Origin of the sequence: Duganella fentianensis, assembly GCF_964031615.1 — a bacterium.
GTDB classification, from domain to species: Bacteria; Pseudomonadota; Gammaproteobacteria; order Burkholderiales; family Burkholderiaceae_D; genus Rugamonas; species Rugamonas fentianensis_A.
In genome coordinates, this window is sequence record NZ_CAXIQN010000005.1 from 83,505 (window position 1) to 98,369 (window position 14,865).

18 protein-coding genes are annotated in these 14,865 nt (G+C 61.0%); 11 read left to right on the forward strand and 7 right to left on the reverse strand.

What is annotated here, in order from left to right; all coding sequences use genetic code 11:
- Window positions 1–942 carry a PfkB family carbohydrate kinase gene (locus ABNT42_RS02890; RefSeq protein WP_348693773.1) on the forward strand — a complete coding sequence of 314 codons (942 nt, stop codon included), beginning with the start codon at window positions 1–3 and terminating at the stop codon, window positions 940–942.
- A complete protein-coding gene (locus ABNT42_RS02895) occupies window positions 939–2,243 on the forward strand; it encodes an MFS transporter (protein WP_348693775.1) in 1,305 nt (434 codons plus the stop codon). The genes ABNT42_RS02890 and ABNT42_RS02895 overlap by 4 nt, the downstream gene beginning before the upstream one ends.
- A gap of 39 nt (window positions 2,244–2,282) precedes the next feature.
- On the opposite strand, the gene bfr is transcribed toward ABNT42_RS02895, so the two are convergent.
- The 3 genes from bfr to ABNT42_RS02910 all read right to left on the reverse strand — a co-directional run bounded on the left by bfr (window position 2,283) and on the right by ABNT42_RS02910 (window position 3,795).
- Window positions 2,283–2,756, reverse strand: coding sequence for a bacterioferritin (gene bfr / locus ABNT42_RS02900; protein WP_348693777.1), 474 nt, complete (start codon window positions 2,754–2,756; stop codon window positions 2,283–2,285).
- Between the two features lie 104 nt (window positions 2,757–2,860).
- The gene (locus tag ABNT42_RS02905) at window positions 2,861–3,556 is read right to left on the reverse strand and encodes a TonB family protein (protein WP_348693780.1); all 696 of its coding nucleotides are present in this window, start codon (window positions 3,554–3,556) and stop codon (window positions 2,861–2,863) included.
- A gap of 11 nt (window positions 3,557–3,567) precedes the next feature.
- Window positions 3,568–3,795, reverse strand: coding sequence for a (2Fe-2S)-binding protein (locus ABNT42_RS02910; protein ID WP_348693782.1), 228 nt, complete (start codon window positions 3,793–3,795; stop codon window positions 3,568–3,570).
- Window positions 3,796–4,081: 286 nt separating this feature from the next.
- On the opposite strand from ABNT42_RS02910, the gene ABNT42_RS02915 reads away from it, so the two are divergent.
- From ABNT42_RS02915 to ABNT42_RS02940, 6 genes are all read left to right on the forward strand, one after another.
- Window positions 4,082–4,348 carry a FeoA family protein gene (locus ABNT42_RS02915; RefSeq protein WP_161039819.1) on the forward strand — a complete coding sequence of 89 codons (267 nt, stop codon included), beginning with the start codon at window positions 4,082–4,084 and terminating at the stop codon, window positions 4,346–4,348.
- A gap of 3 nt (window positions 4,349–4,351) precedes the next feature.
- On the forward strand, window positions 4,352–6,259 hold the full coding sequence (locus ABNT42_RS02920) for a ferrous iron transporter B (RefSeq protein WP_348693786.1): 1,908 nt from the start codon (window positions 4,352–4,354) through the stop codon (window positions 6,257–6,259).
- A gap of 1 nt (window position 6,260) precedes the next feature.
- On the forward strand, window positions 6,261–6,578 hold the full coding sequence (locus ABNT42_RS02925; RefSeq protein WP_348693789.1) for a DUF6587 family protein: 318 nt from the start codon (window positions 6,261–6,263) through the stop codon (window positions 6,576–6,578).
- Between the two features lie 2 nt (window positions 6,579–6,580).
- Window positions 6,581–7,252 carry a glutathione S-transferase gene (locus ABNT42_RS02930; RefSeq protein ID WP_348693792.1) on the forward strand — a complete coding sequence of 224 codons (672 nt, stop codon included), beginning with the start codon at window positions 6,581–6,583 and terminating at the stop codon, window positions 7,250–7,252.
- A gap of 94 nt (window positions 7,253–7,346) precedes the next feature.
- Window positions 7,347–8,132 carry a 5'-3' exonuclease H3TH domain-containing protein gene (locus ABNT42_RS02935; protein WP_348693795.1) on the forward strand — a complete coding sequence of 262 codons (786 nt, stop codon included), beginning with the start codon at window positions 7,347–7,349 and terminating at the stop codon, window positions 8,130–8,132.
- Window positions 8,133–8,147: 15 nt separating this feature from the next.
- Window positions 8,148–8,600 (forward strand): response regulator, encoded by a 453-nt coding sequence (locus ABNT42_RS02940; RefSeq protein ID WP_348693797.1) that lies wholly within the window; start codon window positions 8,148–8,150, stop codon window positions 8,598–8,600.
- A gap of 48 nt (window positions 8,601–8,648) precedes the next feature.
- Here ABNT42_RS02940 and mnmA read toward each other — a convergent pair whose 3' ends face one another.
- Both mnmA and ABNT42_RS02950 read right to left on the reverse strand, forming a co-directional pair.
- Complete coding sequence (mnmA, locus tag ABNT42_RS02945) at window positions 8,649–9,755, reverse strand: tRNA 2-thiouridine(34) synthase MnmA (RefSeq protein ID WP_348693799.1); 1,107 nt, start codon at window positions 9,753–9,755, stop codon at window positions 8,649–8,651.
- Between the two features lie 102 nt (window positions 9,756–9,857).
- A complete protein-coding gene (locus ABNT42_RS02950) occupies window positions 9,858–10,355 on the reverse strand; it encodes an NUDIX hydrolase (protein ID WP_348693801.1) in 498 nt (165 codons plus the stop codon).
- A gap of 315 nt (window positions 10,356–10,670) precedes the next feature.
- On the opposite strand from ABNT42_RS02950, the gene ABNT42_RS02955 reads away from it, so the two are divergent.
- From ABNT42_RS02955 to ABNT42_RS02965, 3 genes are read left to right on the forward strand one after another with little or no spacing between them, the layout of a single operon-like run.
- Complete coding sequence (locus ABNT42_RS02955) at window positions 10,671–11,783, forward strand: Re/Si-specific NAD(P)(+) transhydrogenase subunit alpha (protein ID WP_348693803.1); 1,113 nt, start codon at window positions 10,671–10,673, stop codon at window positions 11,781–11,783.
- An 11-nt stretch (window positions 11,784–11,794) separates the two neighbouring features.
- Window positions 11,795–12,115: an NAD(P) transhydrogenase subunit alpha gene (locus tag ABNT42_RS02960; RefSeq protein WP_348693806.1), complete on the forward strand. Its 321-nt coding sequence runs from the start codon at window positions 11,795–11,797 to the stop codon at window positions 12,113–12,115.
- Window positions 12,112–13,590 carry an NAD(P)(+) transhydrogenase (Re/Si-specific) subunit beta gene (locus ABNT42_RS02965; protein ID WP_348693809.1) on the forward strand — a complete coding sequence of 493 codons (1,479 nt, stop codon included), beginning with the start codon at window positions 12,112–12,114 and terminating at the stop codon, window positions 13,588–13,590. Before ABNT42_RS02960 ends, ABNT42_RS02965 begins: the two co-directional genes overlap by 4 nt.
- Before the next feature lie 110 nt (window positions 13,591–13,700).
- Here the strand turns inward: ABNT42_RS02965 and ABNT42_RS02970 are convergent, their stop codons facing one another.
- Together ABNT42_RS02970 and ABNT42_RS02975 are read right to left on the reverse strand one after the other, a co-directional pair.
- Window positions 13,701–14,129 (reverse strand): hypothetical protein, encoded by a 429-nt coding sequence (locus ABNT42_RS02970; protein WP_348693812.1) that lies wholly within the window; start codon window positions 14,127–14,129, stop codon window positions 13,701–13,703.
- A 216-nt stretch (window positions 14,130–14,345) separates the two neighbouring features.
- On the reverse strand, window positions 14,346–14,858 hold the full coding sequence (locus ABNT42_RS02975) for an arsinothricin resistance N-acetyltransferase ArsN1 family B (RefSeq protein ID WP_348693815.1): 513 nt from the start codon (window positions 14,856–14,858) through the stop codon (window positions 14,346–14,348).
- Window positions 14,859–14,865: the final 7 nt, after the last annotated feature.

The following is a 14,865-nucleotide window of genomic DNA, read 5'->3' on the forward strand; positions in this document are numbered from 1 at the left end:
ATGAGCCAACAAACTATCGCCGTATTCGGTGAAGCGCTGGTCGATGATTTTCTGACCGAGCAGGTAGTCGGCGGCGCACCGTTCAATGTGGCGCGCAATCTGGCCGCCTTCGGTGCCGCCACGCTGATGATAACGCGCGTGGGGCAGGACCAGAACGGCGTGCTGCTGCGCGGCGAGTTCTCGCGTTTCGGCATGAGCGAAGCGGGTCTGCAAAGCGATCCCGTGGCACCGACCGGACGCGTGGTGGTGGAACGCAACGATGGCGGCCACCGCTTCATCATCCTGCCCGATCAGGCCTACGACTATGTGGAAGCCTCGGCAGCGCTGACGGCGCTGCGTCAGGCCGCACCGGCCACGATCTATTTCGGCACCATGGCACAGCGCCACCCTTGCTCGCGCGGCACCCTGCGTGCACTGCTGGAAACCACGCCGGCCCAGCGCTATCTGGATCTGAATGTGCGCGAAGGGCAGGTGACGGAACGCTGCGCTTTCGAGTCGCTGCATCTGGCCGATGTGCTGAAGGTGAACGAGGACGAACTGAAGGACCTGTTCCGCTGGTACACCCACACCCAGCCCGGCACCAGTGCCATGGATAGCCGCGAAATGATCGACGCCTGCCTGAATCTGATGCGTACCTTCCGCCTGCAGGGCATGATCGTCACGCTGGGCGAACGGGGCGCCATGCACTTCGCTGCCGACGGCGTGGTGACCATCAGTACGCCGGCCGCGGCACCGGCGCAGATCGTCGATACGGTGGGCGCAGGCGATGCGTTTTCTTCCGTGTTCCTGTACGGGCAGATGCAGGGCTGGCCGCTGGCGCTGACGCTGGACCGCGCCAACGCCTTTGCCGGTGCCATCTGCGGCATCGCCGGTGCGGTGCCGGCCGATCTGGCCTTCTACAAGCCATGGCTGGCAGCCTGGCGGCAGGGAGCGCAGGCATGAAGCCGCGTCTGTCGTTCTGGCAGATCATCAATATGAATATCGGTTTCTTCGGTATTCAGTTCAGCTTCGGGCTGCAGCAGAGCAGCATGAGCCCGATCTACAAATATCTAGGTGCCGACGAAGCCAGCCTGCCTTACCTGTGGCTGGCCGGCCCCATGACGGGGCTGCTGGTGCAACCGCTGATCGGCGCCATGAGCGACCGCACGGTAACGCGCTGGGGCCGCCGCACGCCGTATTTTCTGATCGGCGCCATCCTGTGCAGCCTCGGTCTGCTGGCCATGCCGTTCAGCCCTACGTTGTGGTTCGCCGCCAGCCTGCTGTGGATACTCGATGCCGCCAACAACGTGACGATGGAACCGTATCGCGCTTTCGTCAGCGACAAGCTCGATCCGTCCCAGCATTCGCTGGGCTTCCTGACTCAGAGCGCGTTCACGGGGCTGGGCCAGACGCTGGCCTATCTGACGCCGTCGCTGCTGGTGTGGGCCGGCATGAACAAGGATGCGGTGAATAGCCACCACATTCCCCACATTGTGATCGTGGCGTTTGTGATCGGGGCGATCTTTTCCATCAGTTCCATACTGTGGACGCTGAAGACGACGCCGGAACTGCCGCTGACGGCAGCCGAGGTGGCTGCAATTCGCGCCCAGCCCAGCGGCTGGCGCCACACGCTGGCCGATGTGGCCAGCGCTATCCGTGAAATGCCGGACACCATGAAGCAGCTGGCCTGGGTCAAGCTGTTCCAGTGGTACGCCATGTTCTGCTACTGGCAATACATCATGCTGTCGCTGGCGACCACCATCTACGGCACCACCGATCCGGCTTCGGAAGGCTTCCGCGATGCGGGGCTGCTGACGGGGCAGGTGGGAGCGTTCTACAACGCGGTAGCGTTTGTCGGCGCGCTGGCCATGGTGCCGTTCACGCGCCGCTACGGTCCGCAGCGCAGCCACAGCGTGTGTCTGGCGCTGGCCGGTGTGGGCATGCTGCTGATCCCGCAGATACACAATCCGGTGCTGCTGCTGGTGCCGATGGTGGGCATAGGGCTGGCTTGGGCCAGCATCATGGGCAACCCGTATGTGATGCTGGCGGGCTGCATTCCGCCGGAACGTACGGGCGTCTACATGGGCATCTTCAATATGTTCATCGTGATCCCCATGATCATCCAGATCTTCACGCTGCCGCTCTATTATCAGAGTCTGCTGGGTGGTAATCCGGAAAATGTGATCCGGCTGGCGGGTGGGTTGATGCTGTGCGGCGCGCTGGCCGTACTGGCGGTGAAAGTCAGGTCAGCAGGCGAGCGCTAAAAAACTAACGGCCAGCTGGATCAGCTGGCCGTTGCGTTTTTATTCGTCGTGCATCTGGCTTTGCAGGTAGTTCTGGATGCCGACCTTGGCGATCAGATCGAGCTGGGTTTCCAGCCAGTCGATATGTTCTTCCGTATCGTCGAGGATTTCCAGCAGCAGGTCGCGCGAGACATAATCGGCGGCTTTTTCGGCCGCAGCGATGCCGGCTTTGACGGTGATCTGCGCACCCTGTTCCAGTGCCAGATCGGCGCCCAGCATTTCTTCCGTGTTCTCGCCGATCATGATCTTGTGCATGGCTTGCAGATTTGGCAGGCCGTCCAGCATCAGGATGCGGTCGATCAGTTTGTCGGCGTGTTTCATTTCGCCGATGGACTCGTCGTATTCCTTTTTGGCGATGCGGCTCAGACCCCAGTGGCGGTACATGCGGGCATGCAGGAAATACTGGTTGATGGCGGTCAGTTCATTGGTCAGCTGCGCATTGAGCTGCTTGATTACTTCCGGATCACCTTTCATGGCGTTCTCTCTTGTCGTGGTGGAGGAATACGCCTATTTTGCCACGTTGCAGGCAAATTGGGGTCAGCCTGATCGAAGCCGCTAAAGTGACTTCGATCAAATTCTTAGCCCAGCTGGAAATTGATAGGAACGAGGGCGTATACGGCTATGGCTTTGCCATCTTCGATATACGGCTTGTACAGCGCGCGCAGCACGGCCTGACGGCCCGCTTCGTCCAGATTGGTATAGCCGGAGGATTTCTGCACCACGACCTGCTCGGCCAGTCCTTTTTCGCCGATCAGCACACGCAGCATGACCACGCCCGTTTCGCCCAGCCGGCGCGAGCTATGGGGATAGATGGCTTGCGGAGCGCGCACATATTCCACGCTGGAGACAGTTTTCGGCGTGCCGGCCGCCGCAACCGGCGTGCTGGCGGCAGCGGCCACGGCCACGGCCACGGCAGCCGTGCTGGCCGGGGCTTCGGCGCTACGGGCAGGTGCCGGCGCCACGCTGATGGTCGGTTCGCTGGCAGCGATGGCCACAGGCGGCAGTGGCGGTACGGTGATGTGGGCTACCGGCATAGGCGTGCTGGGCAGCATGGGCGGCGTGGCCGGTTTGACTGGCTCGGCCGCCGGTACGAAATTGATGGTGACAATGTTCGGTAACACGGCACGGGCAGCCTGATGCAGCATGCCGGTGTAGAACAGGTAGAACAGCAGGGCATGGCCGGCCACAATGGCTGCCATGGGCGCCAGCTTGCGCCAGCGGGCATGTTCGTGTTCGCGCGTTTGGCCGTAGCTATCGAAGCTGAGGGTATGCATGCTGCCCTCCCTTAGTTGTTGCAGACCGCGCCCAGGCCAGGGCGTTGCAGCACGGTTTCCTGCAGGGGAGCGCTGGCGGCCAGCGTCTTGTTCAGCAACTCGCTGGCGTAATCGAAGCACTGGCCGCAGCAGGTGGACACGCCCAGATCGCGCTGCAGCGCTTCGATGGAGTCGGAGCCCAGCTCGATGGCCATGCGGATTTCGCGGTCGGAGATGTTGTTGCAGACGCAGACGATCATGGTATTACCTTCAGTCCTGAGTTCGATGATGACAGTGCTGCGGACGGGATGCCGCACTGGCACTGTTGCATTTCGTTCACTTAATGCGAATCATTATCATTTCCGGTAGTTTGCCTCAGTTTTCTGCGCCATGCAAGCGCAAATAGAAGTAATTCGCATTACCGTTTATAATAGACTCATGTAATTTCCCGCTGGAACTGCTTCGCAACTGCTGATTAACAGGTGGTGGCCAGCCGCGGAAAGCCGCTGTGGCACGGGTCCGGCGGCGTTTTGAACGGATTTCGCTATGACGCATGCTGTTCCTCTGATCACTCTCGATACGCTGGCGGTGGGCGCCAAGGCCACCGTGGTGCATATTGCCCCCGGCAATCCGCAGGATGATGGCGCCACGCTGGCGCGCCGGCTGATGGAACTGGGCTTTGTGCCGGGCGAACAGATCCGCATGCTCAAGCGCGGTATGCCCGGTGGCGAGCCGCTGGCGATCAAGGTGGGCAATGCCACCTTCGCACTGCGCCGCTTCGAAGCGGCACTGGTCTCAATTCAACCGGAATAAGTTATGGCTGTCGTCGAAACACGGGCGGCGGCTACTGCCGCTGCCACCGCTACTGCTGCGCCCATGGTGGCGCTGCTGGGTAACCCGAATTGCGGCAAGACCGCGCTGTTCAACCGCCTGACGGGCGCGCGCCAGAAGGTGGCCAACTACGCCGGTGTCACCATCGAGCGTAAAGAGGGCAGTTTCACTTCGCCGGATGGACGCGCCTATCGCATACTTGATCTACCCGGTGCTTACAGCCTGTCGGCGCATACGCCGGACGAAGCCATCACGCGTGATGTGGTGGCGGGCAAGCGCGCGGGCGAGTCGGTGCCCGATGTACTGGTGTGCGTGGTGAATGCCACCAATCTGCGTTTGAACCTGCGGCTGGTGCTGGAGATTAAACGTCTGGGCCTGCCGATGATCCTCGCGCTGAATATGGTGGACGTGGCGCGTAAGCGCGGCATCGTGATCGATGAAGCGCGGCTGGCACAGGAACTCGGTATGCCGGTGGTGGCCACCGTGGCCGTGCAGGCGGGCGGCGAACGCGCGCTGGTGCAGGCACTCGATGCCATGGCCCTCACTGAAAAAGTCACGCCGAATCCGCTCAGCGCGATCGATACGGTCAGCGTGGAAGAGACTCAGCGCGAAGTGCGCCGCATCCTCGCGCTGGTGTGCCATGAAAAAGATGACCGCGGCAATCTGAGCGAGAAGATCGACCATGTGGTGCTGCACCCTGTGCTGGGGCCGATCATTCTGGCGGTGCTGATGTTCTGCGTGTTCCAGGCCGTGTTCAGCTGGGCCACTGTGCCGATGGATCTGATCAAGGATGGCGTGGATGGCGTAGGCAGCATGGTCAAAGATTCCATGGCCGATGGTCTGCTGCGCAGCCTGCTGGTAGAGGGCATACTGGGTGGCGCCGGCAGCGTGCTGGTGTTCCTGCCGCAGATTCTGATCCTGTTCTTCTTCATCCTCGTGCTGGAAGATTGCGGCTATCTGCCGCGCGCCGCCTTCCTGCTGGACCGCCTGATGGGCGGCGTGGGTTTATCGGGGCGCGCGTTCATTCCGCTGCTGTCCAGCTTTGCCTGCGCGATTCCCGGCATTATGGCGGCACGCACCATCCAGAATCCCCGTGACCGGCTGGTGACCATCATGATCGCGCCGCTGATGACCTGCTCGGCGCGACTGCCCGTGTATGCGCTGATCATTGCCGCCTTCATTCCCGAACGCGAAGTGGCGGGCTTCATCAGCCTGCAGGGGCTGGTGCTGTTCGGCCTGTACGTGACGGGCATCGTCTCGGCCATGCTGGTGGCCTACTTCATGAAGCGCAGCATGGGCGCCAACCATCAGCAGCCGCTGATGCTGGAACTGCCTGCCTATCACTGGCCGCACCTGCAGAATCTGGCGCTGGGCCTGTGGGAACGCTGCAAGATCTTCATCTCCCGCGTGGGTACTATCATCCTCACGCTGATGGTGCTGCTGTGGTTCCTCAGCACCTTCCCCGGCGCACCGGAAGGCGCGACCCATCCGCCTATCTACTACAGTCTGGCCGGGATACTGGGCCGCGGTCTGGAATACATCTTCGCGCCGATTGGTTTCAACTGGCAGATCTGCATCGCGCTGGTGCCCGGTCTGGCCGCGCGCGAAGTGGCGGTGGGTGCACTGGGTACCGTGTACGCGCTGTCGCAAAGCGGCGACGAACTGGCGCAGTCGCTCACGCCGATCATCGCCGGTTCGTGGACGCTGCCTACCGCGCTGTCGCTGCTGGCTTGGTATGTGTTCGCGCCACAGTGCATGTCCACCCTGTCGGTGGTGCGGCGCGAGACCAACAGCCTGCGCTATCCGCTGCTGATGGCCGGCTATATGTTCGTGCTGGCCTACTCGGCCTCGTTCATCACCTATCGCGTTGCAGTGGCACTGGCCGGAGGCTGATATGCTGCAGAACCTGATCGTCGCCCTGATCGTGCTGCTGGCACTGCTGCATGTGTGCCGACGCTACCTGCCGGCTGCACTGCGACGGGGCTGGGCCGATGCGCTGGCGCAGCGCGGTCTGAATGCGGCACTAGTGGCGCGCCTGTTCGGCGTGCGCAAAGGCTGCGGCGATGGTTGCGGTAGCTGCGGCGGCTGCGATAGCGGGCCGCAGGGGCAAGGTAAAGGCGGCAGCGCGTCTGGCGCCGCCGCAGGGCAGGGCGGCAGCGGTGCTTCCGGCACGCCGTCTGCACGCGTCATCAAACTTCACATACAGCGCTGACCATGATTATTGTCCACCACCTCAATAACTCCCGTTCGCAGCGCGTTCTGTGGCTGCTGGAAGAACTGGGCCTGCCATACGAAATCGTGCGCTATGAGCGCGACCGCAAGACCATGCTGGCGCCGCCCGAGTTGCGCTCCATCCATCCGCTGGGCAAATCGCCCGTGATCAGCGATGGCGAAGTGGTGGTGGCCGAATCGGGCGCCATCGTCGAATACCTGATCGATACCTACGGGCAGGGCCGCTTGAAGCCCGCGACCGGTACGCCGGAACAGCGCCGCTGGACTTACTTCATGCACTATGCGGAAGGCTCGGCCATGACGCCGCTGCTGATGAAACTGGTGTTCGACCGCGTCGAGAGCAGTCCTGCGCCGTTCTTCGTCAAGCCGATCGCACGGGCGATTGCGCGCAAGGTACTGGGTAGCTACATCCTGCCGCAGATCGCCAGCCACCTCGATTATCTGGAGGCCGAACTGGCGCAGCGGCCATGGTTTGCCGGTGCCGAATTCAGTGCGACCGACATCCAGATGAGCTTCCCGCTGGAAGCGGCTGCTGCCCGTGCCGGCCTGAACGCCAGCCGTCCCCGCCTGATGGACTTCCTGCAGCGCATCCATAGCCGTGCCGCCTTCCAGCGCGCGCTGGAGCGCGGCGGACCCTACGAGCTGCTCAAGTAAGCCCCTGCGCTGGCTGCTGCGCTGGCAGCTGTGTTGGCACCAGCGGCGCTACGTTACAATGGCGCCGTGAGAGTTCCTGATTCCCTTTGCTGCCATGGCTAGATTGCTGGCCATCGATGGCCTCAACATCGTGCGCCGCATGTACGAGGCCAGTCCCGAACCCGATAGCGACGACAAGGCGCTGACGGCGCTGCGCTACGCCCAGTCGGCGCTGCACAAGCTGCTGCGCCAGCATGCGCCCAGCCACGTGCTGCTGGCCTTCGATGCGGGCGGCCCGACCTGGCGCCACGACCTTTACGCTGGCTACCGCGCTGGCCGCACCCCTATGCCCGATGTGCTGAAAACCGCGCTGGCGCCATGGCAGGCGCAGTTGCAGGCGCAAGGCTGGCCGCTGCTGGCCATCGAAGGCGTGGAGGCGGACGACGTGCTGGCCACGGCGGTGCAGCGCTGGCTGGCGGAAGGACGGGGCGAAGCCTTTGTGGCTAGTACCGACAAGGATCTGCATAGTCTGATCGCCCAGGGCGCCCTGCTGTGGGACCCGTTCAAAGGCGTGTGGCACGACGCCGCATGGGTGGAAGCCAAGTGGGGTGTGGTGCCGGCGCAACTGGCCGATCTGCTGGCGCTGATGGGTGATCCGGCCGACTCCATCCCCGGCGTGTCCGGCGTAGGCGTGAAGACGGCAGCAAGGCTGCTGCGCACTTACGGCACGCTGGAAGGCATCCTTGCCGGTGCCGGCATCCTGCAGGACCGGCTGGGGATAACGCTACGAAAAGAGAAGGAAATGCTGTATCTTTCCAGACAATTGGTGGAATTGAAAACCGACGTGCGGCTGGGCGTGAGCTGGAATATGCTGGCGTGGTCCGGCCCCAACGGGGTTTAGAACAGGGTAGGCAAGATGTTAAAAGCAGTGATTATCGATACCAGTGCCGTTGCGCGCGGCTTGCTCAATACGGTGCTGGTGGAGGGCGGTTACGATGTGGTGGGGCAGGCGCACACCTGCGCCAACGGGCTGGCGCTGCTGATCAAGCACCAGCCGCACCTGATCTGCATTTCGCGTGAGCAGATCGAAAGCGGCGATGACATCGTGCGCGAAATCAAAACCAACTGGCCCAAGACGCTGATCTTCATGGTGTCGAGCGAGTTCGATGCTGCCACCATACAGGCGGCGCACGCCATGGGCGTGCATGGTTTCATCGTCAAGCCGTTCAAGGCTGACACGGTTCTCAATACTATCCGCAATACCGTCATCACCATGGTCAAGCGCCAGCGTGCCGCCATGGCACGCGAAGCAGGCGCACCTGAGGGCGAGAACAAGCCCGCCGAAGGCGATACCGGTGCGGCTAGCTAACTTCGCGGCTAGCTAGCCTGCTGCTTAGCCCGCAGGTTAGCCTGCTAATTAGCCGGCCAGCGTAGAGCCGGCAATCAGACCGCCACCGAGGCAGACTTCACCGTCGTAGATCACCGCCGACTGACCCGGCGTCACCGCCCATTGGGGCTCCATGAAGCGCAGCGCAAAGTCGCTCTCGCCTTGCGGCGTGAGCTCGCAGGCCACATCGGACTGACGGTAGCGCGTCTTGGCGGCCAGCTCGCGCACGTCCGGCGCATGGCCGGCGATCCAGCTGGCCGTATCGGCCGTCAGGCTGGCCGACTGCAGCCATGGGTGATCATGTCCCTGTACGATGTACAGCGTGTTGTTCTGCACGTCCTTGCGCGCCACATACCATGCGTCGCTGCTGCCATCTTCCTTCTTGTAGGCTTTCAGGCCACCCACACCGATACCTTTGCGCTGGCCCAGCGTGTAGAAGCTCAGGCCCACATGCTCGCCCACCACGCGGCCGTCGTCGGTTTTCATCGGGCCGGGACGGTAGGACAGGTAGCGGTTGAGGAATTCGCGGAACGGCCGTTCGCCGATGAAGCAGATGCCGGTGGAATCCTTTTTGGTGGCGTTCGGCAGGCCCAGTTTGGCGGCGATCTGGCGCACTTCCGTCTTCGGAATTTCACCGAGCGGGAACAGGGTCTTGGATAGCTGCGCCTGATTCAGGCGGTGCAGGAAGTAACTTTGATCCTTGGTGTGATCGACTGCCTTGAGCAGCTCGAACTGGCCGGCGCGTTCGCGCACGCGCGCATAGTGGCCGGTGGCGATCAGATCGGCGCCCAGCGTCATGGCGTGGTCGAGGAAGGCTTTGAATTTGATCTCGGCATTGCACAGCACATCGGGGTTCGGCGTGCGGCCAGCCTGATACTCGCGCAGGAAGTCGGCGAATACGCGGTCCTTGTATTCGCTGGCGAAGTTGACGGCTTCGATATCCACGCCGACCACGTCGGCCACGCTGGCGGCGTCGATCCAGTCCTGACGGGTAGAGCAGTATTCGCTGTCGTCGTCATCTTCCCAGTTCTTCATGAACAGGCCTACGACCTCGTAGCCCTGTTCCTTGAGCAGCCACGCCGAGACCGAGGAATCTACCCCGCCAGACATACCGATCACGACTTTTTTCTTGCTCATATATTTTCCTGAAAAACTGTTTATATCATTTATATTTTTATTGGATCAGCACCAGCGGCAGCGGTCCTGCCGCTGCTCCTGCTGGCTGTCTGCGCGCTACTGTCAGCCGTGGCTGCTGTCCGGCGCCGACAGAAATACCGAAGCGTGAGTCTGCAGCAGTTCCAGCGGCGCGCGGCGGCCAGCCAGATATTCGTCCACGCACTGCAGCACGGTGGGGCTACGGTGACGTTCGGCGCAGGCGGCCAGTTCGTCGCGCGTCAGCCACATGGTGCGCAGAATGCCATCGTCGAGCGGGCGGTCATACTTTTCGCCCGGTACGCCGCAGAAGGTGAAGCGCAGATAGGTCACTTCTTCGCCCGTGCGGTTGGAGGTGTAGCGCGACATATACATGCCGACCAGCGCAGTCGGGGTGAAGTCGTGCGCGGTTTCTTCCATGGTTTCGCGGATGACTGCCTGTTCCAGCGATTCGTGCGGGTCGAGGTGACCGGCCGGCTGGTTGATACGGATGCCATCGCTGGTCTGTTCTTCGATAACGAGGAATTTGCCATCCTTTTCGATGATGGCGGCAACAGTGACGGAGGGTTTCCAGATACGTGGCATAGGCGATCCTTGAAAGAGCCGATATTTTAGCCTGTTCTGGTGGTTTAGGCGCTGCTCTGTCCGCGTGTCATAGACGCGACATTGAAATAACGCAAACTTCTGCCCGAAGAGTGCTCTGGCGCAGGCTTCTTTGCGCTAGATTAAGTGTTTTAACGGCAATAGATGACATTTTGTAATAAATGTAGTGATAAATGCGACATTTATTGATAAATACGTATTAAGTATGATGGGGCCATCGAGGGGAAAACTCTGCCGCGTGCAGCCCCGGCAATCCGTGTTAGATTCTAGTCAGTTTATCAATCTTTGGGAGGCAGCATGAGAATAGGCATACCGGCCGAGACGCGGCCGGGCGAAACCCGGGTTGCGGCAACGCCCGAAACCGTCAAGAAGCTGGCAGCCAAGCACAGTGTGATCGTGCAGGCAGGCGCTGGTCTGGCAGCATCGGTGACCGACGAGGCGTATGTGGCAGCAGGTGCGCAGATCGGCACCGCGGCTGACGCATACGGTGCGGACGTGGTGCTCAAGGTGCGCGCACCGGAGGCAGCGGAGCGTGGCCTGATGAAGGCTGGCACGGTGCTGATCGGCATGCTCAATCCCTTTGATGCCGATAACAACGCTGCCATGGCGGCGGCTGGCCTGCAGGCGTTTGCGCTGGAAGCCGTACCGCGTATCACCCGCGCCCAGTCGATGGACGTGCTGTCCTCGCAGGCTAACATCGCCGGCTATAAGGCCGTGATGGTGGCCGCGAATACCTACCAGCGCTTCATGCCTATGCTGATGACGGCGGCTGGCACCGTGAAAGCGGCGCGCGTGCTGATCATGGGCGTGGGCGTGGCCGGTCTGCAGGCGATTGCTACCGCCAAGCGTCTGGGCGCCGTGATCGAAGCGTCTGACGTGCGTCCGCCCGTCAAAGAACAGGTGGAATCGCTGGGCGCCAAATTCATCGACGTGCCTTTCCTCACCGACGAAGAGAAGGAAATCGCGCAGGGGGTGGGCGGCTATGCCCGTCCTATGCCGGCCGACTGGCTGGCGCGTCAGGCGGCGCTGGTGCATGAACGCGCCAAGCTGGCAGACATCATCATCACTACCGCGCTGATCCCTGGCCGCAAAGCGCCTGTACTGATTTCCGAAGACACCGTGAAAGCCATGAAACCGGGCTCCGTGATCGTCGATCTGGCGGTAGCGCAGGGCGGTAACTGCCCGCTGTCCGTGCTGAACGAAACGGTGGTGCGCCACGGTGTGCACATCGTCGGCCAGCCCGATCTGGCAACGCTGGTGGCGGCTGATGCTTCGGCGCTGTATGCGCGCAATGTGCTCGACTTCCTCAAGCTGATCATCAACAAGGAAGACCAGCTGGTGATCGACCGCGAAGACGAAATCCTCAAAGCCACGCTGCTGTGCAGCGGCGGTGAACTGTTGAGAAAATAAAAGGAGGTTTTATGGAAGTGAGCCATACCATCATCAATCTGATCATCTTCGTGCTGGCCATCTATGTGGGCTATCACGTGGTGTGGACCGTGACGCCTGCGCTGCATACGCCGCTGATGGCCGTGACCAATGCCGTATCGGCCATCATCATCGTGGGCGCCATGCTGGCGGCCGCGCTGACCGAAGGTCTGGTGGGGCAGGTGGCCGGCACGATCGCCGTGGCACTGGCAGCCGTGAACGTGTTCGGCGGTTTTCTGGTGACCCAGCGCATGCTGGAAATGTTCAAGAAGAAGGCGCCTAAGGCGGCAGCTAACAAGGGAGAGCAGGCATGAGCGGTATCTCCATGAATCTGGTTACCCTGCTGTACCTGATCGCTTCGGTGTGCTTCATTCAGGCGCTGAAAGGTCTGTCCTCGCCGGCCACGGCACGTGCCGGTAATGCTTTCGGCATGACGGGTATGGCCATCGCGTTCGTTACCACTGTGGCGCTGATCTTCAAGTTGCAGGCCATGGCGGCTGCAGCGGCGGCCGCAGGCCACGGCAGCGCTGGCGGCTTCACGCTGGTGGCGCTGGGCGTAGTCGTGGGCGGCGGCATCGGTGCCGTGCTGGCGAAAAAGGTCGAAATGACCAAGATGCCGGAACTGGTCGCAGCCATGCACTCGCTGATCGGTCTGGCCGCGGTGTGTATCGCGGTGGCTGCCGTGTCGGAGCCGCAGGCTTTCGGCATTGCGCAGGCTGGCGAAGCGCTGCCGTTCGGTAACCGTATCGAACTGTTTATCGGTACTTTTGTGGGTGCGATTACCTTCTCCGGTTCGGTGATCGCGTTCGGCAAACTGTCGGGCAAATACAAGTTCCGTCTGTTCCAGGGCGCGCCGGTCAACTTCGCCGGTCAGCACATGCTCAACCTGCTGCTGGCGCTGGCTATGGTGGGTCTGGGCCTGGTGTTCTGCTTCGATAGCGGCGCCACGCCAGCCTGGCTGCCGTTCCTGATCATGACAGCGATCGCCTTCGTGCTCGGTGTGCTGATCATCATTCCTATCGGCGGTGCGGATATGCCGGTGGTGGTGTCGATGCTGAACTCGTATTCGGGCTGGGCGGCTGCCGGTATCGGCTTCTCGCTGAATAACTCGATGCTGATCATCGCCGGTTCGCTGGTGGGTTCATCCGGTGCGATCCTGTCGTACATCATGTGCAAGGCCATGAACCGTTCCTTCTTCAACGTGATTCTGGGCGGCTTCGGTGGTGCACCAGCGGAAGCGGGCAGCAGTGCTGCGAAGGAACAGCGTCCCGTCAAATCCGGTTCGGCAGACGATGCCTCCTTCATCATGGCGAATGCGGAAAGCGTGATCATCGTGCCGGGCTACGGTCTGGCGGTGGCACGTGCCCAGCACGCGCTGAAAGAACTGGTAGAGAAGCTGACTCACAAGGGCGTGAACGTGAAGTATGCGATCCACCCTGTGGCAGGCCGTATGCCGGGCCACATGAACGTGCTGCTGGCGGAAGCCGAAGTGCCGTACGATCAGGTGTTCGAGATGGAAGACATCAATGGCGAATTCGGTCAGACCGACGTGGTGCTGATTCTGGGCGCGAACGACGTGGTCAATCCGGCTGCCAAAGATCCGAGCTCGCCGATTGCCGGCATGCCGATTCTGGAAGCGTACAAAGCCAAGAGCATCATCGTCAACAAGCGCTCCATGGCTTCCGGCTATGCCGGTCTGGATAATGAGCTGTTCTATCAGGCTAACACCATGATGGTGTTTGGCGATGCCAAGAAAGTGATCGAGGATATGGTGAAAGCGGTCGAGTAAAGCATACGCGTGCTTGCTGGCTGCAAGAGTACGGAGCCCTGAGCGATCAGGGCTCCGTTTTTTTATGCGCGCACGTCGCGCTGATAGTAAATGTCGGTGCGAGGGAGGAGCTATTTCTTTTTCAGAGATTCATCGCGCAGGCGGCTGGCGATGGTGTAGTGATGTTCACCCGGCCGGCGGATGGAAAGGTCTATCCAAGCGTTGCGCATGCTGCGCGCAAATGAACGGGCAAACTGGTTGGGACTGACGGAACGGCCCTGATGAATGATCTGATCGCCAATGACTTCGGCATAATTATGCTCGCCGTAGCTCCATGAGCGCAGGAGGGTGCCCTCTGGTAGAAAGACGGTTTTCCACTGGTAGCCGCGCTGTCGGGCAGCACTGGGTTCGGGCGCAAGTTTGACACTTTCATCTAGCCAAAATTTTAGCGCGGTGTTGATGGCTGCATTGACATCCGGAGACTGACCGTTGCGCTGCAGGTGCTGAATCAGTCGTAGCAGGGTGTCGGGGTCCAGTTGGGCGATCACTGTGGTAAACATTCTGCGATTTCCTCTTATTTGCTCTTTTTTCTTCTGTTTCCCTCTTATTTTCTCTGCTTGCTAATATGGGCTTCTGTTGCAGATCAAACGAAAGACCAGATTTAAATGCAGAGAAAATAAGTGGAAAGAAGAGAAAATAAGAGGGTTTAAGAGGAAAACGCAGAAGGTTTACCACACGAGACGGGAAAGAGGGGAGGGCTTGGCCGAGGTGATAGGCTAGTTTGTGACAGTGGCGCAAGTAGCGAGCGACTTTTCCCAGTAGCCTACGTCGATCCAGCGGCCGAACTTGAAGCCGACTTCGCGGAATTGGGCGACTTTTTCGAAGCCCATTTTTTCATGCAGGGCGATGCTCGCTGCATTCGGCTGCGCGATGCCGCCGATGACGAGGTGATAGCCGCTGGCGCTCAGGCGCTCCAGCAGTTGCTGATAGAGCGCTGTGCCCCAACCTTTGCCCGCAACATCAGCCGCTAGATACACCGAGCTCTCGACTGAAAAACGATAGGCATGGCGCACGCGCCATTTGGTGGCATAGGCGTAGCCGACGACTACGCCATTTTCTTCGGCCACCAGCCAAGGCAGGCCGCCCCGCTGGACATCGGCGATACGCTGCTGCATTTCCGCTGCCGTCACCGCCTGCTCTTCGAAACTGATGGTGGTGGTCAGCACATAGTGGTTGTAGATGGTGACTATGGCTTGAGCGTCATCGGCAATGGCGTCACGTATTTTCATTTTTCTC